The 23171-nt window shown below is 59.5% G+C and carries 26 protein-coding genes and 1 tRNA gene; 13 read left to right on the top strand and 14 right to left on the bottom strand.

Annotated elements, in window-relative coordinates; all coding sequences use genetic code 11:
- The first annotated feature begins 16 nt into the window (after nucleotides 1-16).
- From ACCD02_RS20770 to ACCD02_RS20750, 5 genes are all read left to right on the top strand, one after another.
- Nucleotides 17-478 (top strand): DUF4376 domain-containing protein, encoded by a 462-nt coding sequence (locus tag ACCD02_RS20770; protein ID WP_413305875.1) that lies wholly within the window; start codon nucleotides 17-19, stop codon nucleotides 476-478.
- On the top strand, nucleotides 475-879 hold the full coding sequence (locus ACCD02_RS20765) for a DUF1353 domain-containing protein (RefSeq protein ID WP_413305873.1): 405 nt from the start codon (nucleotides 475-477) through the stop codon (nucleotides 877-879). Before ACCD02_RS20770 ends, ACCD02_RS20765 begins: the two co-directional genes overlap by 4 nt.
- Nucleotides 880-952: 73 nt before the next feature.
- Nucleotides 953-1384, top strand: coding sequence for a structural protein (locus ACCD02_RS20760; RefSeq protein ID WP_413305870.1), 432 nt, complete (start codon nucleotides 953-955; stop codon nucleotides 1382-1384).
- Nucleotides 1381-1887, top strand: coding sequence for a DUF2514 family protein (locus ACCD02_RS20755; RefSeq protein ID WP_413305867.1), 507 nt, complete (start codon nucleotides 1381-1383; stop codon nucleotides 1885-1887). The genes ACCD02_RS20760 and ACCD02_RS20755 overlap by 4 nt, the downstream gene beginning before the upstream one ends.
- 537 nt (nucleotides 1888-2424) lie before the next feature.
- A complete protein-coding gene (locus ACCD02_RS20750) occupies nucleotides 2425-2637 on the top strand; it encodes a DUF6124 family protein (RefSeq protein WP_413305865.1) in 213 nt (70 codons plus the stop codon).
- A gap of 94 nt (nucleotides 2638-2731) precedes the next feature.
- On the opposite strand, the gene ACCD02_RS20745 is transcribed toward ACCD02_RS20750, so the two are convergent.
- Nucleotides 2732-3310 (bottom strand): DUF4337 domain-containing protein, encoded by a 579-nt coding sequence (locus tag ACCD02_RS20745; RefSeq protein ID WP_413305862.1) that lies wholly within the window; start codon nucleotides 3308-3310, stop codon nucleotides 2732-2734.
- Nucleotides 3311-3700: 390 nt separating this feature from the next.
- On the opposite strand from ACCD02_RS20745, the gene ACCD02_RS20740 reads away from it, so the two are divergent.
- A complete protein-coding gene (locus ACCD02_RS20740; RefSeq protein ID WP_413305860.1) occupies nucleotides 3701-4825 on the top strand; it encodes an acyltransferase family protein in 1125 nt (374 codons plus the stop codon).
- Between the two features lie 62 nt (nucleotides 4826-4887).
- Here the strand turns inward: ACCD02_RS20740 and ACCD02_RS20735 are convergent, their stop codons facing one another.
- From ACCD02_RS20735 to ACCD02_RS20715, 5 genes are all read right to left on the bottom strand, one after another.
- Complete coding sequence (locus ACCD02_RS20735; protein ID WP_413305857.1) at nucleotides 4888-5262, bottom strand: hypothetical protein; 375 nt, start codon at nucleotides 5260-5262, stop codon at nucleotides 4888-4890.
- 32 nt (nucleotides 5263-5294) lie between these two features.
- Complete coding sequence (locus ACCD02_RS20730; protein ID WP_413305854.1) at nucleotides 5295-5651, bottom strand: nuclear transport factor 2 family protein; 357 nt, start codon at nucleotides 5649-5651, stop codon at nucleotides 5295-5297.
- Nucleotides 5652-5877: 226 nt separating this feature from the next.
- On the bottom strand, nucleotides 5878-6099 hold the full coding sequence (locus tag ACCD02_RS20725) for a PLDc N-terminal domain-containing protein (RefSeq protein ID WP_259102016.1): 222 nt from the start codon (nucleotides 6097-6099) through the stop codon (nucleotides 5878-5880).
- Between the two features lie 193 nt (nucleotides 6100-6292).
- A tRNA-Ser gene (locus ACCD02_RS20720) sits at nucleotides 6293-6382 on the bottom strand.
- Nucleotides 6383-6535: 153 nt separating this feature from the next.
- Entirely contained in the window at nucleotides 6536-7285 is a 750-nt protein-coding gene (locus ACCD02_RS20715; RefSeq protein WP_413305850.1) for a 3-oxoacyl-ACP reductase family protein, read from the bottom strand.
- A gap of 119 nt (nucleotides 7286-7404) precedes the next feature.
- Between ACCD02_RS20715 and ACCD02_RS20710 the strand changes: the two genes are divergently transcribed.
- Entirely contained in the window at nucleotides 7405-8328 is a 924-nt protein-coding gene (locus ACCD02_RS20710; RefSeq protein WP_413305847.1) for a LysR substrate-binding domain-containing protein, read from the top strand.
- Between the two features lie 26 nt (nucleotides 8329-8354).
- Nucleotides 8355-8912, top strand: a complete 558-nt coding sequence (locus ACCD02_RS20705) for a cysteine hydrolase family protein (RefSeq protein ID WP_413305844.1) — start codon at nucleotides 8355-8357, stop codon at nucleotides 8910-8912.
- On the opposite strand, the gene ACCD02_RS20700 is transcribed toward ACCD02_RS20705, so the two are convergent.
- The gene (locus tag ACCD02_RS20700) at nucleotides 8913-10355 is read right to left on the bottom strand and encodes a SulP family inorganic anion transporter (protein ID WP_413305841.1); all 1443 of its coding nucleotides are present in this window, start codon (nucleotides 10353-10355) and stop codon (nucleotides 8913-8915) included.
- 285 nt (nucleotides 10356-10640) lie between these two features.
- Here ACCD02_RS20700 and zapE point away from each other — a divergent pair, with 285 nt between their 5' ends.
- The gene (gene zapE / locus ACCD02_RS20695; RefSeq protein ID WP_413305837.1) at nucleotides 10641-11756 is read left to right on the top strand and encodes a cell division protein ZapE; all 1116 of its coding nucleotides are present in this window, start codon (nucleotides 10641-10643) and stop codon (nucleotides 11754-11756) included.
- Between the two features lie 140 nt (nucleotides 11757-11896).
- On the opposite strand, the gene rarD is transcribed toward zapE, so the two are convergent.
- Nucleotides 11897-12775 carry an EamA family transporter RarD gene (gene rarD, locus ACCD02_RS20690; RefSeq protein ID WP_413305833.1) on the bottom strand — a complete coding sequence of 293 codons (879 nt, stop codon included), beginning with the start codon at nucleotides 12773-12775 and terminating at the stop codon, nucleotides 11897-11899.
- A 192-nt stretch (nucleotides 12776-12967) separates the two neighbouring features.
- Here rarD and ACCD02_RS20685 point away from each other — a divergent pair, with 192 nt between their 5' ends.
- Together ACCD02_RS20685 and ACCD02_RS20680 are read left to right on the top strand one after the other, a co-directional pair.
- Nucleotides 12968-13609 (top strand): HD domain-containing protein, encoded by a 642-nt coding sequence (locus ACCD02_RS20685; protein WP_413305830.1) that lies wholly within the window; start codon nucleotides 12968-12970, stop codon nucleotides 13607-13609.
- A 186-nt stretch (nucleotides 13610-13795) separates the two neighbouring features.
- Nucleotides 13796-14947, top strand: coding sequence for an MFS transporter (locus ACCD02_RS20680; protein ID WP_413305828.1), 1152 nt, complete (start codon nucleotides 13796-13798; stop codon nucleotides 14945-14947).
- 106 nt (nucleotides 14948-15053) lie between these two features.
- Here the strand turns inward: ACCD02_RS20680 and ACCD02_RS20675 are convergent, their stop codons facing one another.
- Nucleotides 15054-15890 carry a PhzF family phenazine biosynthesis protein gene (locus tag ACCD02_RS20675; protein WP_413305825.1) on the bottom strand — a complete coding sequence of 279 codons (837 nt, stop codon included), beginning with the start codon at nucleotides 15888-15890 and terminating at the stop codon, nucleotides 15054-15056.
- Between the two features lie 104 nt (nucleotides 15891-15994).
- Complete coding sequence (locus ACCD02_RS20670) at nucleotides 15995-16435, bottom strand: carboxymuconolactone decarboxylase family protein (RefSeq protein ID WP_413305823.1); 441 nt, start codon at nucleotides 16433-16435, stop codon at nucleotides 15995-15997.
- Nucleotides 16436-16633: 198 nt separating this feature from the next.
- Here ACCD02_RS20670 and ACCD02_RS20665 point away from each other — a divergent pair, with 198 nt between their 5' ends.
- Both ACCD02_RS20665 and ACCD02_RS20660 read left to right on the top strand, forming a co-directional pair.
- On the top strand, nucleotides 16634-17509 hold the full coding sequence (locus tag ACCD02_RS20665) for an alpha/beta fold hydrolase (RefSeq protein WP_413305820.1): 876 nt from the start codon (nucleotides 16634-16636) through the stop codon (nucleotides 17507-17509).
- Nucleotides 17510-17626: 117 nt separating this feature from the next.
- Entirely contained in the window at nucleotides 17627-18925 is a 1299-nt protein-coding gene (locus tag ACCD02_RS20660; RefSeq protein WP_413305818.1) for a dicarboxylate/amino acid:cation symporter, read from the top strand.
- Here ACCD02_RS20660 and ACCD02_RS20655 read toward each other — a convergent pair.
- The 4 genes from ACCD02_RS20655 to ACCD02_RS20640 form a co-directional block, all read right to left on the bottom strand.
- Complete coding sequence (locus ACCD02_RS20655) at nucleotides 18909-19703, bottom strand: phosphatase PAP2 family protein (protein WP_413305815.1); 795 nt, start codon at nucleotides 19701-19703, stop codon at nucleotides 18909-18911. The genes ACCD02_RS20660 and ACCD02_RS20655 overlap by 17 nt on opposite strands.
- A 34-nt stretch (nucleotides 19704-19737) precedes the next feature.
- Complete coding sequence (locus ACCD02_RS20650) at nucleotides 19738-20418, bottom strand: histidine phosphatase family protein (protein ID WP_413305813.1); 681 nt, start codon at nucleotides 20416-20418, stop codon at nucleotides 19738-19740.
- A gap of 202 nt (nucleotides 20419-20620) precedes the next feature.
- Complete coding sequence (locus ACCD02_RS20645; protein ID WP_413305810.1) at nucleotides 20621-21406, bottom strand: outer membrane protein OmpK; 786 nt, start codon at nucleotides 21404-21406, stop codon at nucleotides 20621-20623.
- A gap of 424 nt (nucleotides 21407-21830) precedes the next feature.
- The gene (locus tag ACCD02_RS20640; RefSeq protein ID WP_413306076.1) at nucleotides 21831-23123 is read right to left on the bottom strand and encodes a urate hydroxylase PuuD; all 1293 of its coding nucleotides are present in this window, start codon (nucleotides 23121-23123) and stop codon (nucleotides 21831-21833) included.
- Between the last annotated feature and the right edge of the window lie 48 nt (nucleotides 23124-23171).

Genomic DNA, 23171 nt, shown 5'->3' with positions numbered 1-23171 from the left:
TTCAGGCTCCTCTGAAGTGAATGAGTCTGAACAGTTGCCTAGGAACAGCACCCCGACCAAACCGCCAAAGTTAACCGGCACTCAAGTCGCGCAATGGCAAGGAGAGTGGGTACAACTGAGCGCCGCACCAGTCCCGCCGTCCCTACCCATCCCTGACTGGTCCACACTCATTGCGGCCTGCCGCTATCAGGTAGAAACCTCCGGCATCACCGTCAACACCATGCCCATCGCCACCGACCGCGATAGTCAGGGCCTGATCACCGGTGCCGCAGTAGCCGCCTTGCTCGACTCCGACTACTCCCTCAACTGGAAAACTTCCGCAGGCTTTATCGAGCTGAGCGCCGTTCAGATCCTCAGTCTGGCCTCTGCCGTCCGCGCCCATGTTCAAGCCAGTTTCGATCGCGAAGCGCAGTTGCTCGCGGCCGTGGCCGATGGTTCGATCACGGCGGCGATGCTGGAGGAAGGGTGGCCGGTATGAGTCAGTTCATCACCACGTTGAAAACCGAGCAGTTGGGCAAGTGGCAGCATCGCTTGTTGGCTGATCTGATTCTGGATGATGACGAGCATGGGCGCTTGTTGAGTGAGATTGGTTTTGAAACCAATTTCGCCAGTCTGCAAGCGGTGCATAACCCGGTCTTGTTCCCGCTTTATGCCTTGGTGGCCGGTTATGGCAATTACGCCGCGGCTATTCATGACAAGCTTTACAGCACCGGGCAGTTGAGTCGCAAACAGGCCGATGGCGTGTTGTATCGCGCGTTGCGGGCCGAAGGTCTGGCGCGATGGCGGGCGTGGCTGTTTTGGGCCGGGGTCCGGCTCGGCGGCGCCAGGCACTACAAGCAAACCCCGACGCGTTCGGGGTTTTCTTCATCTGATCGCTGATAACTGAACAGTTAAACCTGGCCCGCACACCTTTTTGGGTGTGCGGGCATTTTTTCGTCTTGAGGAAACATTCATGGCAATCACCTCTCGCGGTATCCGCAATAACAACCCCGGCAATATCGATTACAACAAGACCAATCAATGGCAGGGCCAGTTGCCGTTTGATCCGGCCGTGGAGTCGCGCTTTGCCCGTTTTGATACGCCGGAAAACGGCATTCGCGCGCTGGGCAAGCTGTTGCGGACTTATCAGGCCAAATACGCGCTTTATGCCGTCCGCGACATTATTCAGCGCTGGGCGCCTGCGTCCGAGAACGATACGCAGGCTTATATCGCTGCGGTTGAGCAACGGATTTTGCTGAGCACCGGTAAGCCGGTTGTGCGGTTGGACCTGGATAATCCGGACATGTTGAATTGTCTGGTGCAGGCGATTATTCAACATGAAAACGGCCGTGTGCCTTATAGCGCGGCGACCCTTGATGAAGGCGTGCGCCGGGCGTTGCTGTGAGCGGCGTGGCGTGGAAGTGGGGCGCGTTGGTTGTGTTGCTGTTGAGCCTGTTGGTGGCGGCTTATCAGCGCGGTGCCCGTGACACGGCGAAGGACTGGCGGGGCAGGTGGGCGGATCAGCAGGTGCTCGAGGCCAAGGCGTTGGCCGCTGCGAGTAGTGCCAATCGGGCTGAGGAACAACGCCGTCAACGTGCGGTGAACGAGGCGGGTAATGATGCAAGAATTCAGGTTATTCAGGCGGGCGCTGATGCTGTGGTTGCCGATGCTGCTGCTCAACGCCTGCACGACGCGGCTCGACAGTTGGCCGGCAGCGCAGGTTGCACCAGCAACGGTGCCGCAGTTGCCGAGCGAGGCGCGTCAGCCGCCCGCGCCGCCATGGTGCTCTCCGACCTGTTCCAGCGGGCTGACCAGCGAGCGGGTGAGCTGGCAAAAGCGTATGACAGCGCCCGAATAGCGGGATTGGCGTGTGAGGCGGCGTATGACGGGATGAGGGGCGGGCGATAGCGGTGTACGAGCATGAACCGGTCCAGTTCAGCACAACACCTGTGGGAGAACCGGGGCAGGGAGCAAATCTGTGGGAGCGAATTCATTCGCGAAGAGGCCGGTGAATTCGACGCATCTTCATCGCCTGGAACACCACCTTCGCGAATGAATTCGCTCCCACAAAATGCGCTCTCACAGCGTTCGCGCCTATTGCGGTATCTAAGCGTGAGCGCTGTTATTTTTGCTGACGAAATGGGCCGTTTTGGTGGGGCTTTTCTGTTTCTCTTGAGTGAAGTTTCCGAGACAATCCCGGCCCTCTTGCGTGAGGTATTTTCGGGCTCTAGGGTGCGTCGGTCGCTGAATCTCAGTGATCGGGTTTAGCAGCCTGCCCCTGGTTATACAACGCGCGAGTACCGCTATGGCGGCTTTGCGTGGGGCACCTTCGGGTGCGCCGGTTATTGTATTCCGGGCCGGTCTGCTAACCCGCGTCAAAGCCGTCACCTCATTTGTTTAGCAGCAAATATCAGGTGGCCCCAGTAGCCCATACGGATACAAACAATGAACAAAATACCTTCAGCCGAATCCCTCGCTGCCCTCGAAAAATCCCTGCTTAACGTCTCCGATATGCTGCGCTGCACCACGGCCGTCGCCTATGAAAGCGGCGATGCGCGCCAAGGTGATGAGCGTGATCTGGCCTTCGCGGTCGTGCATATGCTCGGTGCGATGAAGGCCGAGCTGGATTTATCGCTGCATCACGTCGGGTCCTGCTAGCGCCGGGTCGTCGGTGATTCTGTGGGGCCGGAGTGAGCCGAGAGGGCGCTTTCCCGGCTAAAGCCGGTCCCACAGGGTAGGGGTGGTCGCGCCTCTATATATGCAACCACGCCAAAGCGCCCAACACCACACTGCCACCCGCCGCCGTGTAGGCCAGATTTTTCAGCCATTCCTTGCGCGTCAGCAGGGTGATGGCGGCCATTGAAATGGCAATCTGAATGGCCATCATCGCCTGGGCCCAGCGATGGTGTTGGTGCAGGGCCTTTTCCGATTTCTCGTCCCACTCGCTGGCCTGGGCTTCGAGTTCGTCGGCCTTTTTCTTGACCTCTTCCTTCTCGGCCTTATAGCGCTGGGCTTCGGCGGCGTAGTGCTTGGTGTCGACGCCGGGGATCTGCATGGCCAGTTCCGACAGGTTCTGGCGGCTGGATTTGGCCTGGTAGTAATTCCACTGGTTCGACGCTTCGGTCTTCTTGATCGCCGCGTTGTTCTTGTCGATGGCCGCTTCGCTTTCGGTGGAGCCCGCCTGATAGCTGAGCAGGGCGCCAAGGGTGGCCATGATGGCTGTCATGACCGCGATTTTGCTGGCGAAGCTGTCGCCGTGGCGGTGGGCGTGCTCGGTGACGTGTTCCACATGACGCTCGTGGGGGCTGGGAACTTCGAACTCTTCAATCATGGGGGCGGATCTTTGGGCGAAAGGGTAGGGCGCGCAGTGTAATGGCGCTTCATATACAAAGTGCTATCGTAATGTATCGATTCTGATACCGTATCTGAACCGTAGCTGAACGGATGGCGAAAACGCCAAATTCGTCTGCGTATTTGCCCTTTAATGCGCTGAATCTGCCATTCGAAACGTAGGAAAAAGCCCGCCGGGCCTTTTTGCGTTTGGGCATGGCGGCAGGCTGTCGGGTTTTTCCGTGAGAACCCGTTGAAAAACAATAAAGCGCCGTCCCTTGATGGGCGGCAATGGATAAGACATGTCTCGCCCCGTTGTAGCGGTTAGCACTGTGGATATGCAGGACGTTGCTGCGGTTGGCAACGGACAGGAAGATCAAGGAATGATGTCATGAGCACTACGCGCTTTTCCCATATTGATAGCCTGCGGGCGATTGCCGCTCTGCTGGTGGTCTGGATGCACACCAGTGAGCAGTTCGTACTGATCGCGACCCCGTCCATTCAAGACAGGCTTCACGACTTTGCCGCGCTGATCGATGTCGGCCGTATCGGCGTGGTGATCTTCTTCGCGGTCAGCGGTTTTGTGATTCCGTCCAGCCTGCGCGGCGAGCGACGTGAGTCCTGCCGCGAGTTCCTGATCAAGCGCCTGTTTCGCTTGTATCCGGTCTATTGGTTCTCCATTCCGTTCGGCCTGATTACCTTCTGGTACATCTGGGGCAAGGAAATTTCCCTGTCGTCGATCCTGTGGAACCTGACCATGTTGCAGGAAGCCATGGGCCATCCTTCGGTGCAGGGACAGTACTGGACCCTGCAGACCGAACTGGCGTTCTACGTCTTGTGCGTGGTGTTGTTCGTGCAGGGCGTATTGCGCTCGCCCTTGGTATTGATCGGGCTGATCTTTGCCTTTAGTACCTTTACGTTATTGCCCCTATTGTTGGATTTTGTCGGGCACCCCTTGTCTGTGACGCCTGATCCGACATTAACCATGTTATCGCTGCACTTGAGCATTATGTTCTGGGGCGCATTGTTCCGCATGTGGTACGACAAACAAGCCATGCCACTGTTGGCAAAGTGGTCGGTGTTCGGTTTCGTAGGTTTCTGGATGTTGTTTGCTCTGGTCGCGATTGTTTACTACCTCAAGATCAATTCGGATCTCAAAGTCATCCATTTCTTCATTCCTTATGCCATCGGCATTCTGACCTTCCTGCTGCTGGCCACGGTATGCAAGCTGAATTGGGCCTGGCTGGCGTGGCTGGGGGCGATCAGTTATTCGCTGTACCTGTTCCATCCGGTGGTGATGTACAGCATGGTCTGGGTGATCAAAAACAGCCATATCGAATGGATTCAGCATTGGTATACAGGTGCTTATATGGCCGTTGCCCTGCTGGGGACTGTCGCGATGTCGGCGCTGACCTATAAGTACATCGAGCTGCCCGCGATTCGCATGGGCAATGCCCTGGCGCGGCGTTCGCGCACACCGTTGCAGATCGTGCCTCAGGCCGGAGTGCTGAAGTAGGGCGCAGGCAATATCGGTAAAGAAAAAGCCCTGGCCTGTTCAGGGCTTTTTTTACGCGCGATTTATTGTGCCGACAGCAGCCATTTGCCGTCGACCAGGGCAAAGGTGTCTTGCTGTTTCATGCTCGTGCCAGTGAGCAGGCTGATGTTGGCGCTCACCCGTGCTTTATCACCAGATAGCAGCTGCACTCCCGTCACATTCACTTGCTGGACGAACTGATGCAGGCTGACAAGGCTTTCGCACAGTTCCTTATCATTGCTGTGCGTTTTCGCGACGAGCTGTGGCCAGTCGCTGAGTTTGCGCATTTGCGCGCAGTCGGTCGATGTCCAGAAAACCTTGAAGGCGTTTGCAGCGGATGTTTCTTGCTCGGATAACGCCTGTGCCCAAACCAGAGTGCTTGTCAGAGGCAGGGCGAGGGCAACAACCAGACGTTTCAAATCGGTCTTCCTTGATGTGAGCTATATAACGCTCAGTGTTGCAGATAATAGACTTTGTTCACAATCCGCCATCCGTCCTGCAGCTTGAGAAGCGCTAGATAGTCCGTGAACTTCATCCCGGCATACTTATCGGTGACTTTCACCGCTGCAGCGTCTCCGCTGATATTCAGCGTGCGGATTTTCCATGACGGTAATGCGTCTTGAGCGCCTTCAGCATTGATGGCTTCGATGAATTCATCGAGTGAAAGCCACTCCAGCGCCCCTTCGTAATGACCGATGATGTTGCACAGTGGGTGAAAGGCTTCTCTGAGTAGCGCTTCATTGGCCAGGGTCATGCCCTCGACATAGGCGCGTACGGTTTGGCGGATAGCTTTGTCGTCAGTGTCCATTTGTGTACCTCCGGGTTAGTGACACCTCAGGTACTACTGCCGCAGCGGGTGGGGATGCAGCTTGATGAGCTTAGCAGCCTTATAGTTACGTCAAGATAACGGCGACGACACGACAAAACCGCAAGCCTGTTGCAGCGCTTGCGGAGCGTGAAAAGGGGAGGCGCTGTCGGAGGCTGCGATCCGCTCGCAGCCTTCGGCAGCGCCTACAGTTATCTTCTCGACTGACTCAGGAGTGATGTTCGCTATGAGTCGGATGAGAGTGTGGAATGTTCTTGGGTCCCATGATCGCCCAGAGCATTACGCCCAGTACCGGCACCCAGATGATGATCACCTGCCAGAATGCCTTGCTTTCAGCATTGGCGGCACTGCGCCTGATACTGAAAACCGCAAACAGATCAGCAAGCACCACGACTACAGCCAACATTATCCAGTAATACTCAGTTCTCATGTGTCACCTCCGCAGGGTTACAGGATTAGTGTAGGCGGGCTTGCGAAGGGTTCAGAGAAATTCACGAACTGACGATGGATGGTGCATTTACAGAAATACGCCAGCGGCAAGAAGGGATGTTTTTTCAAACGCCAGAAACCACAAAGCCCCTGAATTCGCTACGAATTTCAGGGGCTCTGCGTTGTTTCAAATTTGGCGGTGAAGGAGAGATTCGAACTCTCGATACAATTTCTTGTATACACACTTTCCAGGCGTGCTCCTTAAGCCACTCGGACACTTCACCGTATCTCGTCACAGGCTTGCTGTGTCGAGGCGCGCTAATGTAGTTGAAACCTTTCCTGAACGCAAAACTTTTTTTCAGAATTTTCATGCGCTTAAGCAGAAAAGCGTCCGGCGGTGGCTAAAAGCCTTGCCGGACGCCCGAGGTTGCCGTGGATCAGGCGCCGAAGCCGCCGTCGATGGTCAGGCTGGCACCGGTGATGTAACCGGCTTCCGGGCCTGCCAGGTAGCTGACGAAGCTGGCGACTTCTTCGACGTGGCCGTAGCGGCCGACGGCCATCAGCGGGATCAGTGAGTCGGCGAAGTCGCCGCTGGCCGGGTTCATGTCGGTGTCGACCGGGCCGGGTTGAACGTTGTTGATGGTGATGCCGCGTGGGCCGAGGTCACGGGCCAGGCCTTTGGTCAGGCCGACCAGCGCCGATTTGCTCATGGCGTAGACGCCGCCGCCGGCGAAGGGCATGCGGTCGGCGTTGGTGCTGCCGATGTTGATGATGCGGCCGCCTTCTTTCATATGCTGTGCGGCGGCCTGGGTAGCGATGAAGACGCTGCGTACGTTGATGTTCAGGGTGCGGTCGAAGTCTTCCATGCTGAAGTCTTCCAGCGGGCCGATGGCCAGTACGCCAGCGTTGTTGACCAGGATATCCAGACCACCGAAGGCCTGTACGGTACTGGCGACAGCGGCACGGATGGCTTTTTCATCGGCGCTGTCGGCGTGGATGGCCAGGGCCTTGCCGCCTGTGGCGGTGATGCTGTCCTGCAGTTCCCGGGCCTTGGCCTCGGAGCTGACGTAGGTAAAGGCGACTGCGGCGCCTTCTGCGGCCAGGCGCTTGACGATGGCAGCGCCGATGCCGCGGGAGCCGCCCTGGACCAGTGCGGTTTTGCCGGTGAGGTTTTGTGCGTAAGTCATGGTGTTCTCCGGTAGTGGGGGAGTGAGTTGATGGGCGCCAGTATCGAACGCTGATTAACTCCTGAGTAGCCGGTAATTGAGATAGTCTGTGTAAACCAAAAGTATCGAATGGCGATGTTATGGAACACTTCAACAGCATCGAGTGCTTTGTCTGCAGCGCCGAGGTGGGCAGTTTTGCCGAGGCCGCGCGGCGTTTGAGCCTGACGCCTGCGGCAGTGGGCAAAAGTGTCGCGCGCCTGGAGGCCGGGCTTGGCGTGCGGCTGTTCCAGCGTAGTACCCGCAGCCTGACCTTGACGGAAGCGGGGCAAAGATTTCTTGCCGAGGTCGGTACCAGCTTCCATACCATCCAGAATGCCGTGGCCAATATCGCCAGTGCCCAGGGTCAGCCCGCGGGCACGCTCAAGGTCAGCATGGGCACGATATTCGGGCGGCTGTATGTGCTGCCGCTATTGGGTGAGTTTCTACGGCGCTATCCGGCGATCAGCCCGGACTGGCATTTTGATAACCGCCAGGTGGACTTGATCGCCCAGGGGTTCGATGCGGCCATTGGCGGCGGATTCGAACTGCCCCAGGGCGTGGTGGCGCGCAAGCTGGCGGTGGCGCATCGCGTCCTGGTGGCGTCCACGGGCTACCTGGCTGGCCAGTCGCCGATCAGCCATCCGGACGATTTGCTCGGTCACGCTGGCATTCTGATCCGCTCGCCCCAGACCGGCCGCGTGCGTAACTGGCCTCTGACCAGTCGCCAACAGACACAAAGCCCGCTGAGCCTGAAACAGCGCATGACCATGAGCGATTCCGAAGCCGCCTGTTCGGCCGCCGAGCAGGGGCTGGGCATCGCTTTGGTCAGCATGCCTTTCGCCTTGCCTTATCTGAAAAGCGGCGCCCTGCAACGGGTGTTGCCGGACTGGTATGTCGATGATGGCAATATTTCGCTCTACTACCGCGAGCATAAGCTGCTGCCCGGCAAGACCCGGGCCTTTGTCGACTTCATCATTGAACAGTTCGCCGAGCAGGGATTGGCTCAGCGATTTAGTGCCCTATGACGTTTAACCCGCTTCAGGAGCCCCCTATGCACCTGCATCCCGACACCACCCTGATCATCATCGACATGCAACAAGGCATGAACCACCCCAAGCTCGGGCGGCGCAATAATCCGGATGCGGAGGGCAATATGCTTGCGCTGCTCCAGGCATGGCGGCAGGCCGGGCGGCCGTTGATTCATGTGCGGCATTTTTCCCGTTCGCCGGATTCAGTGTTCTGGCCCGAGCAGTCCGGCGTGGAGTATCAACCGGCGTTTTTGCCGTTGCCGGGGGAGCGCGAGTTGCGCAAGCGGGTGCCGGATGCGTTCAGCTCCAGTGTCCTGGAGCAGTGGTTGCGCGATGACGGGGTTACTCAGGTGGTGATCGTCGGGGTGATCACCAATAACTCGGTGGAGTCCACGGCGCGCAGTGGCGGCAATCTCGGGTTCGAAGTGATCGTGCCCCATGACGCCTGTTACACCTTCGACGGCGCGGATTTCTTTGGCACGCCGCGCACCGCTGAAGAGGTACACGGCATGTCCCTGGCCAACCTGCATGGCGAGTATGCAACGGTGCTGGCGACCCGGGACCTGCTGACGGCTGACTGACTATTCGTGATGGGCCCGGGCGCGTTTGAGCAGTTTCCTGCAGCGTTCGGACAGGTGAATGACCCGTACATGCTTGCCTGCCTTGGCATAGCGCTCACGCAGGGTATTCAGGGCGGCGATCGCGGAGTAATCGACGAAGGCCAGGTGGCTGCAATCGAGGGTGACGTGGTCCGGGTCGTTGGCCGGGTCAAACTGGTTGAGGAAGGTGGTGGTCGAGGCGAAAAACAGCGTGCCATGGACGTGATAAAGCTTCTCGCCGTTTTCCAGGTGGCTGTCCGAGTACAGCTGTCGTGCGTGCTGCCAGGCGAAATTCAGCGCGGCAATGATGATGCCCCAGAACACCGCCGTGGCCAGGTCGGTGAGCACCGTGATCAGGGTAACGGCAATGATCACCAATACGTCATTGAGAGGCACTTTGTTGATGACCCGCAGGGAGGCCCAGGCAAAGGTCTGCTGCGACACCACGAACATCACCCCGACCAGTGCGGCAAGAGGGATGCTTTCGATCATCGGCGAGAGAAACAGGATGAACAGCAGAATCGCGACGCCGGCGACAACACCCGACAACCGGCCGCGCCCACCCGAGCCCAGATTGACCGCAGTTTGCCCGATCATGGCGCAGCCGCCCATGCCACCGAACAGGCCCGAAGCGATATTGGCGGCGCCCAGCGCCACGCATTCGCGATCCGGATAGCCGCGGCTTTCGGTGATTTCGTCGGTGAGGTTGAGGGTCAGCAGGGTTTCCAGCAGGCCGACCAGGGCCATCAGGATCGCGTAGGGCGCGATGATGCGCAGGGTCTCGAGGTTCCAGGGAATGTCCGGCAGGGCGAAGGTCGGCAGGCCACCGGCGATATGGGCCATGTCGCCAAGGGTGCGGGTCGGCAGGTGGAACAGATAGACCAACAGGCCGGTGGTGAGGATCGCCACCAGGGCCGGCGGCACGCTGCGGGTCAGGCGTGGCAGCAGGTAGACGATGGCCATGGTCAGGGCCACCAGGGCTGCCATCAGGTACAGCGGTTGGCCGCTGAGCCAGGTTTCACCAGACTTGAAATGCTCGAGCTGAGCCAGGGCGATGACAATGGCCAGACCATTGACGAAGCCCAGCATCACCGAATGCGGCACCATCCGTACCAGTTTGCCCAACCTCAGTAGACCGAAAGCCATCATCACCACGCCGCCCAGCAGCACCGTGGCCAGCAGGTATTGCACGCCGTGCTGTACCACCAAGGCGACAATCACCACCGCCATCGATCCGGCAGCCCCTGAAACCATTCCCGGCCGTCCGCCGAACAGTGCCGTCAAGGTGCAGATGATGAATGCGCCATACAGCCCCATCAGCGGGTTGAGGTGGGCCACCAGGGCAAAGGCGATACATTCGGGGACGAGGGCGAAAGAGGTGGTGAGCCCGGCCAGGGCGTCGGTGTATAGGCGTTTGGCGGTCATGAATTACCTGTTGAACCTGAGGCGGGAAATGGCGCCATTGAGGATGGCAGCGCCCTATGTCGCTATTTCGGGGAGGGCAATCCTACAGCAATTTGCCTGCCATTCGATTTGCTCAATTGACGATCTTCCCTCGTAGGAGCTGCCGCAGGCTGCGATTGGATTTCCCTGCCCCCATCGCTTTCGCAGCCTGCGGCAGCTCCTACAGGAGGTGATGTTGTTCATGCCATCGCGCAGGCCATCTGCTATATGCTTGCCCCCCTTGCCCAGACAGACGGTGATTGGTTGATGAGCGCGGTATCCCCCCTGCAAGCCTACGAACAGGCGGTCGCACAACGTGGTTTTCAGCCCGATGCAGCGCAATTGCAAGCGGCGCAACAGCTGGAGGCGTGCTACCAGGCGTTGCAGGGCAAGGGTGCACCAGCCAGGGGCGTATACCTGTGGGGGCCGGTCGGGCGCGGCAAGACCTGGCTCATGGACCGCTTTTTCGACAGCCTCAGCGTACCTGCCCGGCGCCAGCACTTTCATCACTTCATGCGGTGGGTACACAAGCGTCTGTTCGATCTGGTCGGCACCGCACAGCCCCTGCAAGTACTGGCCAAGGAGTTGGGCCGGGACGTGCGGGTGCTGTGTTTCGACGAGCTGTTCGTCACCGATATCGGCGATGCGGTGATCCTCGGCGGCCTGTTGCAGGCAATGTTTGAAGAGGGCGTGGTACTGGTTTCGACGTCCAACCAGCCGCCCGAGCAGTTGTATAGCAACGGCCATAATCGTGAGCGCTTCATTCCGGCCATTGCGGCGATCAACCGCTATATGCAGGTGCTCAGCGTCGATGGCGGCGAGGATCATCGTCTGCATCCGGGGCAGTTGCATCAGCGTTACTGGCTGGGTCAGGCCGGTGTTCCCAGTGCGCTGACCGGCGTGTTCGAAACGTTAAGTGCAGGCCAGGCGGCTTGCGATGAACCGGTCATGCTGGGCCGTCGGGCGATCAATGTCGTGCGCCAGACGCCCACGGTGTTGTGGTGCCGCTATGCCGACCTGTGCGAACAGCCCTTGGCGGCCATGGATTTTATCGAGCTGTGCGACCGTTTCTCGGCGGTGCTGCTTGGCGAGGTCCCGGCGCTGAGCGCGCCACAGCGCGAAGGGCGCATCGCCCGTGGCACCGAGGATGCAGTGGAGCAGGTGGTGGCCGGGGATCGCGAATTGCCGCAGCTGTCGCCCCACGACGACGGCGTGCGCCGCTTCATTGCCCTGGTGGACGAGTGCTATGACCGTCGCGTGCCGCTGTATATCGAAGCGGCGCAGCCCATGGACGAGCTGTACACCCAGGGCTATCTGTCGTTTGCCTTTCGCCGCACCTTGAGCCGCTTGCAGGAGATGCAACTGGAGCGGTTTACCGATTGACCATCCCCAGAGACGGCTCAATGCTTTGAAATGGGATGTGTGGGACCGGCTTTGGCCGGGAAAGGGACGGAATATCCGCTGCATCTCTGTGATCAGGAAAGACGCCTTCCCGGCTAAAGACGGTCCCACGTCCAGTATTCTCAGCGGCGGCGCCTTTGCGCCAGCAGATGTTTGCAGCCTTCGCCCACCAGCACCAGCACGGCCAGCCAGATCGGCAGATAGGTCATCCACTCGTCACGGCCGATGCTTTCTCCCAGCAATAGCGCGACCCCCACCAGCAGCACCGGTTCGACATAGCTCAGCAGGCCGAACAGGCTGAACGCCAGCAGGCGGCTGGCGAGGATGTAGCTGATCAGGGCCGAGGCGCTGATCAGCCCCAGCAGCGGTATCAAGCCGTACAGCGCGGGAAAGTCGCGCAACGCGCCGGGGTTGCCGTGGACGATAAACCACAGGCTGGCGGGCAGCAGCAGGGCCATGTCGCACCACAGGCCGCCGAGGTTATCGACCTTGAGCCTGCGCCGCAGAATGAAATAGAACGGGTAGCCCAGGCAGACCAGCAGGGTCTCCCAGGAGAAGCTGCCCAGGCGCAGCAATTCGTTGCCGACCCCGACCAGTGCGCAGGCCGCCGCGATCTTCTGCAGGCGCGACAGGTGCTCGCCGTACACCACGCGGCCGGTCAGTATCATGCTCAACGGCAGCAGGAAATAACCCAGGGACACTTCCAGGCTGCGCCCGTGCAGCGGCGCCCACATGAACAGCCAGAGTTGTACGCCCATCAATGCTGAACACAGCGGCAGGCCGATCCATAGCCATGGCTCACGGCGGATGCGGCCCAGCAGGCTGCGCACCAGATGCCACTCGCCGCTGAGCATCAGGAACAGCGTCGCGCAGGGAGCGGTCAGGAGCATGCGCCAGCCGAAGATCTCTTCGCCGCTCAGGGGTTTGAGCAAGGAGGTGTAGTAGTACATCACGGCAAACAGGCAGGACGCCGAAACCGACAAGACAATCCCTTTGTACACAGCGGCCTCGTTTATTTCTTATTGGTTGATTGAACGATGGGCAGTCTATCCGAAGCGCATCCTAAAAGGGCTGGCAGGAAACGACCTACGTTTGGCAGGGAACGATATACCGCGCCGATTGAGCGGTTTCAGGCCAGCCCCGAGACTGTGTCCAACGCGTCACGACGGCGCGACTTCTACAGGACAGCCCTCATGAGCAATTCCATCGCCGGTATCAAAATCCCCGACAGCGCCCTGGCCCGGGCCACCACCGAATATATCCGTGAGCAGGAAGACGACCTGCTGTTTCATCACTCGCGCCGGGTATTTCTCTGGGGCGCCCTGAGCGGCGAGCGCAAGGGCCTCAAGTACGATGCCGAGCAGCTTTACGTCGGCGCGATGTTCCATGACCTGGGCCTGGTTGAAGCCCATCGCAGCGAGAAGGACCGCTTCGAAGTCGACAGCGCCAACGCGGCAGTGAAGTTCATGAAGCCGTTCGGCCTCACCGAGGCGGATATGGAGCAGGTCTGGTTGTCCATCGCGCTGCACACCACGCCGGGCGTGCCCGAGCATCTGCGGCCGAACGTGGCACTGGTCACCGCCGGTGTGGAAATGGACGTGCTGGGTATCGACTATGCCGCCTTCCCGACTGTGCAGCGCGAGGCCGTGGTGCATGCCCATCCGCGCGGTGACGGTTTCAAGGAATGCATCCTGTGTGCCTTCGCCAATGGCTTCAAGGACAAGCCCGATACCACCTTCGGTACGGTCAACGCGGATGTGCTGGTGGACGCAGTACCGGGCTTCAAGCCGCTGAACTTTGTCGAGATCATTCGCAAGTCGCCCTGGATCTCCTGATCCCTGATCGTCCAGATGCGCGTGGTTTGGCAGGACCGGCTTGAGCCGGGAAGAGGCCGGTACATCCGCTCCGTTACCTTGAGTTGGAATACGTCTTCCCGGCTAAAGCCGGTCCCACAGGGACCAAGGATGCTAGGCTTGCGCATCTGCCGGCTGCAACCGCCCGGCGTTTGCAAAGGATTTGGCATGACCTCCATCAGTACCCTCGCTCCTGTCCTGCCGGGACGGGCGGAGCAGTTTTCCACGCGGGTTGCGTTTTTCATTGCCGGTTTTGGCGTTGCCGCCTGGGCACCGCTGGTGCCTTACGCCAAGGACCGGATCGGTCTGGATGATGGCACCCTGGGCTTGCTGCTGTTGAGCCTGGGGCTGGGCTCGATCATCGCCATGCCCCTGGCCGGGGCACTGGCGGCGCGTTTTGGTTGCCGTCGCGTGCTGACGGTTTCCAGTCTGTTGATCTGCCTGTGCCTGCCCCTGCTGGCGCTGGTCTCCAGTCTTCCTCTGTTTGTTGCCACGCTGTTTGTATTCGGCGCCAGTCTCGGTGCGCTGGATTGCACGATAAATATCCAGGCAATCATCGTCGAGCGGGCCAGTGGCAAGACCATGATGTCCGGCTTCCATGGCTTGTTCAGCCTCGGCGGGATCGCGGGCGCCGCAGGTGTCAGTGCGCTGCTCGTGCTCGGTGCTTCGCCGTTGATCGCCATGCTGGTGGTCGCGGCAGGGCTGTTGATCGCCCTGCTCAAGGCCTGGCCGCATCTGTTGACCTATGGCAGTGAGCGCGACGGCCCGGCCTTTGCCATTCCCCATGGCGTGGTGCTGTTTATTGGGCTGCTGTGCTTCACCGTGTTCCTCACCGAGGGCGCGATGCTGGACTGGAGCGCGGTGTTTCTCACCTCGCTGCGCGGCGTTGAGCCTGCCCACGCCGGGTTGGGCTATGCAGTGTTTGCCTTGACCATGACTCTGGGGCGCCTGTCCGGCGACTGGATCGTGCAGCGTCTCGGCGCCAATCGGGTGATTGTTCTCGGCGGACTGTGTGCGGCGGCTGGCCTGGCCGTGAGCACGCTGGTTCCGGCCTGGCAGGCAACCTTGCTCGGTTATGCCCTGGTCGGTGTCGGCTGCTCGAATATCGTGCCGGTGTGCTATAGCGCGGTGGGGCGGCAGAAGAGCATGCCGGAAAACGTCGCAGTCCCGGCCATCAGCACTCTGGGTTACGGCGGCATTCTGGTGGGCCCGGCGGCGATTGGCTTTGTCGCCCATGTCAGCAGCCTGGAACTGGCCTTTATGGTGATTGCCGTGATGCTGCTCGGTGTTGCGGCGAGTGGGCGGATCCTGAAGACCTGACGACCTTGTAGGAGCTGCCGAAGGCTGCGAATGGGTTTTGTCTGGCCACCGCTTTCGCAGCCTTGGGCAGCTCCTGCAAAAGCGGTCATTCCAATTCAACCGATCATCACGCCAGTGTGCGCGCCATCCCCGACACCCGAATCGAGCTGCCCGGCTCATCCTTGATTTCTGCCCGCAGCAGCGAACGGCTGCCCATGTCTTCGCCCTGAACGATGTCGATCACGCCACCATGGGGCCAGCCCAGGTCACGCAGATAGCCGGCGAAGGCTGCGGTAGCCGCGCCAGTGGCCGGGTCTTCGTAAACGCCGCCGTAGGCGAACGGGTTGCGGCTGTGGAAGCGCTGCGGGTTCTCGGCGAAGATCAGCAGCACGGTGCCCCAGTTCTCGGCGGTCATCAGCTGTTGCCCGGCCTGTTGGTCGTAGCGCATGGCCTTGAGTTTTTCCCGGCTGTTGAGGGCGATGACCAGGTGCTGGATACCGCCATTGATCAGCGCCGGTGGAATGGCCGGATCGAGATCGTCATGGCTGTAACCGAACAGCGCCAGGCCTTTTTCCAGTGCCGCCGGGTCGACCGGTTTACTGGAGGTCGGCGGGGATTGCAGGGCGGCGCTGATCAATTCGCCCTGGGCATGGCCTTCGACGCTGATCTGCGCGTGGTTGAGGGTCAGTTGATACTCGCCATCACCGTGCAGGCCAGCCAGTGCCGCGCCGAGGGCGATAGTGGCATGGCCGCAGAATGGCACTTCGGCTTCTGGCGCAAAGTAGCGCACGCGCCAGCCGCCTTCGACGGGCATGGCGAAGGCGGTTTCCGAGAAGCCGACTTCGGCGGCGATACGCTGCATTTCAGTGGCCTGGGGCAGGCTGTCGCCAATCCAGACACCCGCCGGATTACCGCCTTGATCGCCATCGGAAAAAGCTGCCAGTTTGAGAACGCCGCTTGTCATGCTTGCAAAACCTTATGCGGGAAAGTGAACGCCAATCTTGCGCGGATCGACGTCGTTGTTCCAAGCAAAAGTTCTGATGCATGGCATTCAGCCGGCTGATCGACTCAGGCGGTCGGCGCCATGGCGAAGCCGACGCCGAAACGGTTCCAGGCATTGATGGTGGCGATGGCCAGGGTCAGGTTGACCACTTCGGCCTCGCTGAAATGCTCCAGCAGGTTTTCGTACTCCGCCTGGTGCGGCTGATGGCTGGTCAGTCGGGTCATGCTTTCGGTCCAGGCCATGGCAGCTTGTTCACGCGGGGTGAAGAAAGACGTCTCTCTCCAGACGCTCAGGGTTTGCAGGCGCGCCTCGGTTTCGCCAGCCTTGCGGGCATCGTTGGCGTGCATGTTCACGCAGTAGGCGCAGCCATTGAGCTGGGAGGCGCGCAGGCGCACCAGTTCCAGTAGCGAGTTTTCCAGGCCGGTCTGGCCGAGGGCGGCTTCCAGGGCGGCCATGGCTTTGTAGGCTTGCGGTGCGGCAGAGGTCCAGGCGAGACGTTTGTTCATGGGAAGGTGCTCCGTAAGGCAGTGAATTTCGATGGGGCTACCTTAGTCTTGCGCCGCGGCTAATTGGATATCCAATCAAACGGGTTTTGCCTATACCAATTCACAACACACTTCATGAACGGGGCCGCCACGTTTTGCGCCTTGTGGGGAAACCCCAGAGAACTAGCATGTAGTGACAATTCCAAGGGAGTCATTTCCATGTTCGCCGGATTCCAGAAAGACCAGCGCCACGTCAATGGCGTCGATATCGCCTATCGCATGGGCGGCTCGGGGCCGGGCCTGTTGTTGCTGCACGGCCACCCGCAGACCCACGTGATCTGGCACAAGGTCGCCGCGCAACTGGCGGAGCATTTCACCGTGGTCGCCGCCGACCTGCGCGGTTACGGCGACAGCGGCAAGCCCGAGGCCGACGAGGCCCACGCCAATTATTCCAAGCGCGAGATGGGCCGTGATGGCGTCGAGCTGATGCGTTCGTTGGGTTTCGAGACGTTTTCGGTGCTGGCCCATGACCGTGGCGCCCGTGTCGCCCACCGTCTGGCCCTGGACCACCCGCAACAGGTGACGCGCATGGTCCTGCTGGATATCGCCCCGACCCTGGCCATGTACAGCCAGACCGACGAAGCCTTTGCCCGTGCCTACTGGCACTGGTTCTTCCTGATCCGCCCGGCGCCGCTGCCGGAAAGCCTGATCGAAGGCAATCCCGAGCAGTATCTGCGCAGCGTCATGGGCAGCCGCAGCGCCGGGCTTTCGCCTTTCACCGATGAGGCGTTCAGCGAATACGTGCGCTGTCTGAGCCTGCCGGGCGCGGCGCGGGGCGTCTGCGAGGATTACCGTGCCGCCGCCAGTATCGACCTTGAACACGACCGCATTGATATCGAGGCTAAACGTCATCTGCACATGCCGTTGATGGTGCTCTGGGGCGCCCAGGGGATCGTCGGGCGCTGCTTCGATCCGCTCAAGGAGTGGCAGCAGATTGCCAGTGATGTAAGAGGGCAGGCCCTGTCCGGCGGCCATTACCTGGCCGAAGAAGTCCCCGAGGAACTGCTGGCCCAGGTGTTGCCGTTCCTGACCTGACGGCCCGTCACCGAATGACCTGATGCTAAAAAAAAGCCCGCGCGCATGAGTACGATCATGCGCGACGGCGAAGCTTTGCCCGCTGCCATGCAGCCCCACACACCCGAGATAATAAAAATGACAATTCGAAAACTGCTGGGCACTTTGTATTTTCAGGTGATCGTCGCGATTATCCTGGGCGTGCTGATCGGCAACTACTGGCCCGCCATCGGCATCCATCTCAAACCCCTGGGTGACGGATTCATCAAGCTGATCAAGATGATCATCGGCCCGATCATTTTCTGTACCGTGGTCAGCGGCATCACCAGCATGCACGACGTCAAACAGGTCGGCCGGGTGGGTGGCAAGGCGTTGCTGTACTTCGAGGTGGTCTCCTCGATTGCCCTGGTACTGGGGCTGCTGGCGGCCCACGCGCTGCATCCGGGGGCGGGCTTCAATGTCGACGTCAATACGCTGGACGCCAAGGCCATCGCCGGTTTTGTCAGCGACGCAGCCCATGGCGAAGGAGTCTCGGGCTTTCTGTTGCACGCCATTCCGGCGACCTTCTTCGATGCCTTTGCCAAGGGTGAGATTCTGCCGGTGTTGCTGGTGTCGGTGATGTTCGGGATCGGCCTGGTCATGGTCGGCGAGAAGGGCCGGCCACTGGTGGCGGTGGTCGGTCAGGCCAGTGAGGTGTTCTTCCGTATCGTTGGCATGATCAGCTGTGTTGCGCCCATCGGGGCCTTCGGTGCCATTGCTTTTACCGTGGGCAAATACGGGTTGGCCTCGCTGCTGCCATTGCTCAAGTTGATTGGCACCTTCTACCTGACTGCCTTCCTGTTCGTCGCCTGTGTCCTGGGCAGCATCGCGCGCTATACCGGCTTCAGCATTTTTCGTCTGATGGGTTACATAAAGTCCGAGCTGATGATCGTACTGGGCACCAGTTCATCGGAGTCGGCTCTGCCGCAGCTGATGCAGAAACTGGAAAGCCTCGGGTGCTCGAAGGGTGTGGTCGGCATCGTCGTGCCCACCGGCTACACCTTTAATCTGGACGGTACCAATATCTACATGACCCTGGCGGTGCTGTTCCTGGCCCAGGCGACCAATATTGACTTGAGCCTGGAGCAGCAATTGACCCTGCTGGCCGTGGCCATGCTCACGTCAAAAGGCGCGGGGGCGGTGGTGGGGGCTGGTTTCGTTGCGTTGGCGGCGAGCCTGGCGGTGGTGCCGACAGTGCCAGTGGCGGCGATGGTGCTGATTCTGGGAGTGGACCGCTTTATGGCCGAATGTCGTTCATTGACCAATATCATCGGCAACGCCGTCGCGGCGTTGGTGGTCGCTTCCTGGGAAGGCCAGTTGGACCGTGAGAAGATGGCGCCGATTGCCCTGCGCCGTGGGCGCAAGGCTGCGGTTGAGGTGATCAAGCAGCAGGGTTGAGAGCCGGGCTGTCGCTTTCTACCTTTGCTGAGCGCCCCTGCAGCGCGCGGCCGTAAAAGGCCATGGCGGTCAGCAGCGTCGACAGCCAGACGAAGATCCCGGCCCAGAAGGTGTGGGACATGAAGTGCCAGCCCTGTACGACCCGCGTGGTGCCATAGATGCAGCCGAGGATCATCGAGGCCCAGAACAGCACACTGGCATGGCGCCAGCGATAACGCAGGGCAACGAAGTAAAGCGCCACGAGGGTGAAACCGCCGGACGCATGACCGCCCGGCCAGCAACGGCCTGCGCCGGCCTCATGCAGCAGGTTGAAGTTTTCGTACCACTCCTTGCGCGGCATATCACCACCGTACAAGGTCGTTTCCACCGGGCAATAGATGCTGGTGTGACTTTTCAGGTAATGAATCACCCCGGTGGCAATGGCAAAGGCGACGACCACAAAGAAGAAGTCCAGCCGATGCCGGGTCAGCCATTGCATCGGCCGGGCGATACGGACCGGAGTGCGTTCGAGTTTGAGCACCAGCGGGACCAGCGACAGCATCGCGCCAACAATGGCCAGTTCGCCTACCCAGTTGGGAATGATGCGCGCCCAGCGATGAGTGATGTTTTCGAACAACCGGTTATGTTCGAAAGGAAACGTGTGATCGGCCGGGTTATAAAGCCAGTTGCTGATAGTGGTATCTAACTGGGCCAGATCGAACACGGCGAAAACCAGCAGCGCCAATAACAGGGGTATACCGAACTTAATCAGATAGAAACGCACGTCAGACCGGTTCAAATCATCAAGCTCCCGCGATATAAACAAAATTTATTCAAGGCGTTTTCGCCAGCACGGTTTTCCAGCCAGGTGCGTCCATAAAACCGAGAATCTTTGGTTGATGGCTGGTGGGATCGATGGATACGATCAACGACGCGCCGTAATTCATCATGGTCCTTGGAATCTTCAGCGACTTTTCCAGTTGGTCGATACATTCGCTGTGGGTGACCAGAATCAAGTTACGTTGATCGACCTTATGTGCCAGTACGTCCTGAAGCATGGTCTTGCGGCAATTGATCAACCAGTCCTGATTGACCACCGGACGATCGAAGACAAAATGCGAGGTCTGGGTGGTGCGCAGCAGCGGGCTGCTGAAAATATCAGCGTTGCTCAGGCCCATGGTCTTCATGGACTTGTTCAGCTCGGTCGCCATGTCCTGGCCTTTGCGGGTAATACCCTCGGGCTCGGCCATGCAGGGATTGGTGGAGTGATCGCAACGCTCGACATGGCGCATCAGCACCACCAGTTCGCCGCGAGCCCAAAGGCCATTGATATCGGATTTCTGGAAGTTGTTGCGCTGGGCCAGATCGGGGGCAGAGGCAGGGGAAAAGGCATAGGCGCTCAAGGACGCCGCGACGATCAGGCCGAATACGATGAAAAAAATGTTTCGATAAGGCCGCAGAGTGCTGTAGCCGCTGCGCCCGTTCAATACGATTCGGCTGAGAAGGGTTTCCATGGTCGAACAGTTCCGGCAAGAGAGGGGTTAACGCTCTGGGCCGGAGTTTATGAGGCAACAAGTCAATGTCCGGTGAAAGGGATGTGAAAAGCTTTTCACATCTGTAAGGCCGGGCACGAGTGTGCCCGGCAAATTGACAATTAATAGCCGTATTGGCTCAAGACTGTAATGTTTTTGTCTTGAAACTGTGGTGCTGCAAGTATTAGAAAAACACTTTCACCAACAGGCTCGCGGTATTTTGATTGGTGTCGAAGTTACGACTGTTTTCAATACCGTACTTGTTGCTCCAGTAATCGTACTCAATACCGACGTAGAGCTTTTTCTCCGGGTAGTTCATCGCCTTGCCCAGGTCGTATTTGATCTGTGGGTTGAAGTGCAGGTTGGAGTGATAGCTGCCATGGGAGTTGACGTCGTTGTCGACTACCCAGTCCATGAACCCGTCAATCAGCACGTCGGACTTGCCCACGGGGATGGTGTAGGACCATACCGGAGTGATCTGCCAGGCGTTGTCGCCAGCGCGCGGGCCTTCGGTGTAGCGCTTATAGAAGTTGAGCTGGAAGTAGTCGAAGCCGGGGACGTTGAGGTCGAAGCCGGGGCCGATCAGGTACGACTCGACATCACCTTCGCCAAACTCATAGGTGGCCGCCAGCAGCACATCGGTGATCGGGCCGAACTGGAATTTCTGACCAAAGATCTTGCCCATGGACAGGCGTGGGGAGAACTCGCCGTAGTAGGTATTGGTGCCGACACCGGGGTCGCGCTTGCCGTTGTAGAAGATCTTGTCGATGAACAGGAAGTTATCACCGTACTTCCAGCTGTCAGCGTGTTCGAAGGTGAAAGTCTGCTGGATTTCCGGGTTGACGGCGAAATCCTTGCCGTTCAGGTAGGTCAGGCTGTTGCTCTGCCATTGCAGCAAGTCCTCTGCCATGGTTGGCCCGGCGGCCAACAGACTGGTGGCCAGAATCGCGCTGGAAAGAAGACGGTTCATCGATTGCTCCCTTGGGTCTAAGTTTTGGTTGAGGGGGGACGCTCTGTTGCGGCGTCTTTTCCCTGATTAAAAATACTGTCTGAATGGTCAGCTTTAAGGTGATAGCAAGAGCTGCGCCAATCCCCTGAAAAAAAGACGAAAAAAGCACTCGCCTGCTAGAAAACCAGCCGATTTAGTAGTTTTCAGGGTGATTCCCGTCGAGGTTTCCGGGATTTATTAGTGGTCTGACCGGTCAGCAAGATTTCCGGCCCTGGCTGGCAGTGATTTCTGTGGGAGCGAATTCATTCGCGAAAGCGGTGTTTCGATCTATAAAGATGTGTCGACTTCACCGGCCTCTTCGCGAATGAATTCGCTCCCACACAGTCTGCCCCCACAAAAGCTCATGGCCAAAAAAATGCGTTGATTCAAATCCTTTGCATGGGCCTTAGTTGATCTTCGCCCCGGCATCGATCCACGCCCCGAGCATGTCCCGTTCCTGCTGGGTCATCTGGGTGATATTGCCCAGCGGCATGATCTGCGCGGTAACGGCCTGGGCCTGGATGCGTGGCGCCAGTTGCTGGATCTGTTGCGGGGTGTCGAACATGATCCCGGCCGGGGCGCTGCTGAACAATGAACTGGTCGGCTTGGCCGAGTGGCAGACGGCGCAGCGTTGCTGAATGACTTGATGGACTTTTTCGAAGTCCACCTCGGGCGCCTTGGCCACGACTACAGGTTCAGGCGCCACGGTCGGTTTCACTTCATCAGCCCGATGGCCGCCGATGGCCGTGGCGGGCAGCGGCTGATAGTCGATCTTCGCCGGGCCTGTCGTTGTTGCCGAGGGCAGGGGGGCAGGGCCGGTGACATAGGCCAGGCAGAGCATGCCCAGCGCTGCGACCGGCAGGGTCCAGGCGAACTTGTGGCTGTTATGGCGGGTATTGAAGTAATGCCGTACCAGCACCGCCAGTACTGCGATACCCGCGAGGATCAGCCAGTTATAGGGGCTGCCGTAGGTACTCGGAAAGTGGTTGCTGATCATGATGAACAGCACCGGCAGGGTGAAGTAGTTGTTGTGCCGCGAACGCAGCAGGCCCTTGGCCGGGAGAGCCGGGTCCGGCGTGCGGTTCTCGGCGATGGCCGCGACCAGGGCGCGCTGGGCGGGCATGATGATGCGGAACACGTTGCCGACCATGATGGTGCCGATCACTGCGCCGACATGCAGGTAGGCGCCACGTCCGCTGAAGATCTGGCTGTAGCCGCAGGCGGCGGCCACCAGCAGGATGAACAGGATCAGGCCGAGCAGGGCCGGGTACTTGCCCAGGGCCGAGTCGCACAGGAAGCTGTAGACGAACCAGCCAACGATCAGCGAGCCAAGGCCGATATACACGCCTTCGGCGCCGCTCAGGCTGCTGCCAGGGGCCAGCAGGTAGAGGGTCGGGTTGACGTAGAACACCACGCAGAGCAGCGCCACCCCGGACAGCCAGGTGGAGTACGCCTCCCATTTGAACCAGTGCAGGTTCTCCGGCATGGTCGGCGGTGCCAGCTTGTATTTTTCCAGGTGATAGATGCCGCCACCGTGGATTGCCCACAGGTCTCCGGACAGACCGTCGCGAGGGTTGACCCGGTTGAGGTTGTTCTCCAGCCAGACGAAATAGAACGAGGCGCCGATCCAGGCCACGCCCACGATCATATGAACCCAGCGCACGCTCAGGTTCAGCCATTCCATCAGATGTGCTTGCACAGTCATTACCGTTCGCCTGCCCCCATTTGCGGGTGTACAGGCCCTTTT

The sequence above is a fragment of the Pseudomonas sp. Pseusp88 genome, from assembly GCF_047303955.1.
Lineage (GTDB): Bacteria > Pseudomonadota > Gammaproteobacteria > Pseudomonadales > Pseudomonadaceae > Aquipseudomonas.
This window is presented reverse-complemented; position numbering and strand designations above follow the sequence as displayed.

Excerpts from the sequence above, each read along its gene's own strand:
- ACCD02_RS20650 (WP_413305813.1), bottom strand. The coding sequence starts at position 20,418 with ATGGAAACCCTTCTCAGCCGAATCGTATTGAACGGGCGCAGCGGCTAC.
- zapE (WP_413305837.1), top strand. The coding sequence starts at position 10,641 with ATGAGCGCGGTATCCCCCCTGCAAGCCTACGAACAGGCGGTCGCACAA.
- ACCD02_RS20760 (WP_413305870.1), top strand. The coding sequence starts at position 953 with ATGGCAATCACCTCTCGCGGTATCCGCAATAACAACCCCGGCAATATC.
- ACCD02_RS20710 (WP_413305847.1), top strand. The coding sequence starts at position 7,405 with ATGGAACACTTCAACAGCATCGAGTGCTTTGTCTGCAGCGCCGAGGTG.
- ACCD02_RS20670 (WP_413305823.1), bottom strand. The coding sequence starts at position 16,435 with ATGAACAAACGTCTCGCCTGGACCTCTGCCGCACCGCAAGCCTACAAA.
- ACCD02_RS20740 (WP_413305860.1), top strand. The coding sequence starts at position 3,701 with ATGAGCACTACGCGCTTTTCCCATATTGATAGCCTGCGGGCGATTGCC.
- ACCD02_RS20685 (WP_413305830.1), top strand. The coding sequence starts at position 12,968 with ATGAGCAATTCCATCGCCGGTATCAAAATCCCCGACAGCGCCCTGGCC.
- ACCD02_RS20700 (WP_413305841.1), bottom strand. The coding sequence starts at position 10,355 with ATGACCGCCAAACGCCTATACACCGACGCCCTGGCCGGGCTCACCACC.
- ACCD02_RS20765 (WP_413305873.1), top strand. The coding sequence starts at position 475 with ATGAGTCAGTTCATCACCACGTTGAAAACCGAGCAGTTGGGCAAGTGG.
- ACCD02_RS20705 (WP_413305844.1), top strand. The coding sequence starts at position 8,355 with ATGCACCTGCATCCCGACACCACCCTGATCATCATCGACATGCAACAA.
- ACCD02_RS20715 (WP_413305850.1), bottom strand. The coding sequence starts at position 7,285 with ATGACTTACGCACAAAACCTCACCGGCAAAACCGCACTGGTCCAGGGC.
- ACCD02_RS20750 (WP_413305865.1), top strand. The coding sequence starts at position 2,425 with ATGAACAAAATACCTTCAGCCGAATCCCTCGCTGCCCTCGAAAAATCC.
- ACCD02_RS20645 (WP_413305810.1), bottom strand. The coding sequence starts at position 21,406 with ATGAACCGTCTTCTTTCCAGCGCGATTCTGGCCACCAGTCTGTTGGCC.
- ACCD02_RS20730 (WP_413305854.1), bottom strand. The coding sequence starts at position 5,651 with ATGGACACTGACGACAAAGCTATCCGCCAAACCGTACGCGCCTATGTC.
- ACCD02_RS20680 (WP_413305828.1), top strand. The coding sequence starts at position 13,796 with ATGACCTCCATCAGTACCCTCGCTCCTGTCCTGCCGGGACGGGCGGAG.
- ACCD02_RS20745 (WP_413305862.1), bottom strand. The coding sequence starts at position 3,310 with ATGATTGAAGAGTTCGAAGTTCCCAGCCCCCACGAGCGTCATGTGGAA.
- ACCD02_RS20660 (WP_413305818.1), top strand. The coding sequence starts at position 17,627 with ATGACAATTCGAAAACTGCTGGGCACTTTGTATTTTCAGGTGATCGTC.
- ACCD02_RS20725 (WP_259102016.1), bottom strand. The coding sequence starts at position 6,099 with ATGAGAACTGAGTATTACTGGATAATGTTGGCTGTAGTCGTGGTGCTT.
- ACCD02_RS20665 (WP_413305820.1), top strand. The coding sequence starts at position 16,634 with ATGTTCGCCGGATTCCAGAAAGACCAGCGCCACGTCAATGGCGTCGAT.
- ACCD02_RS20675 (WP_413305825.1), bottom strand. The coding sequence starts at position 15,890 with ATGACAAGCGGCGTTCTCAAACTGGCAGCTTTTTCCGATGGCGATCAA.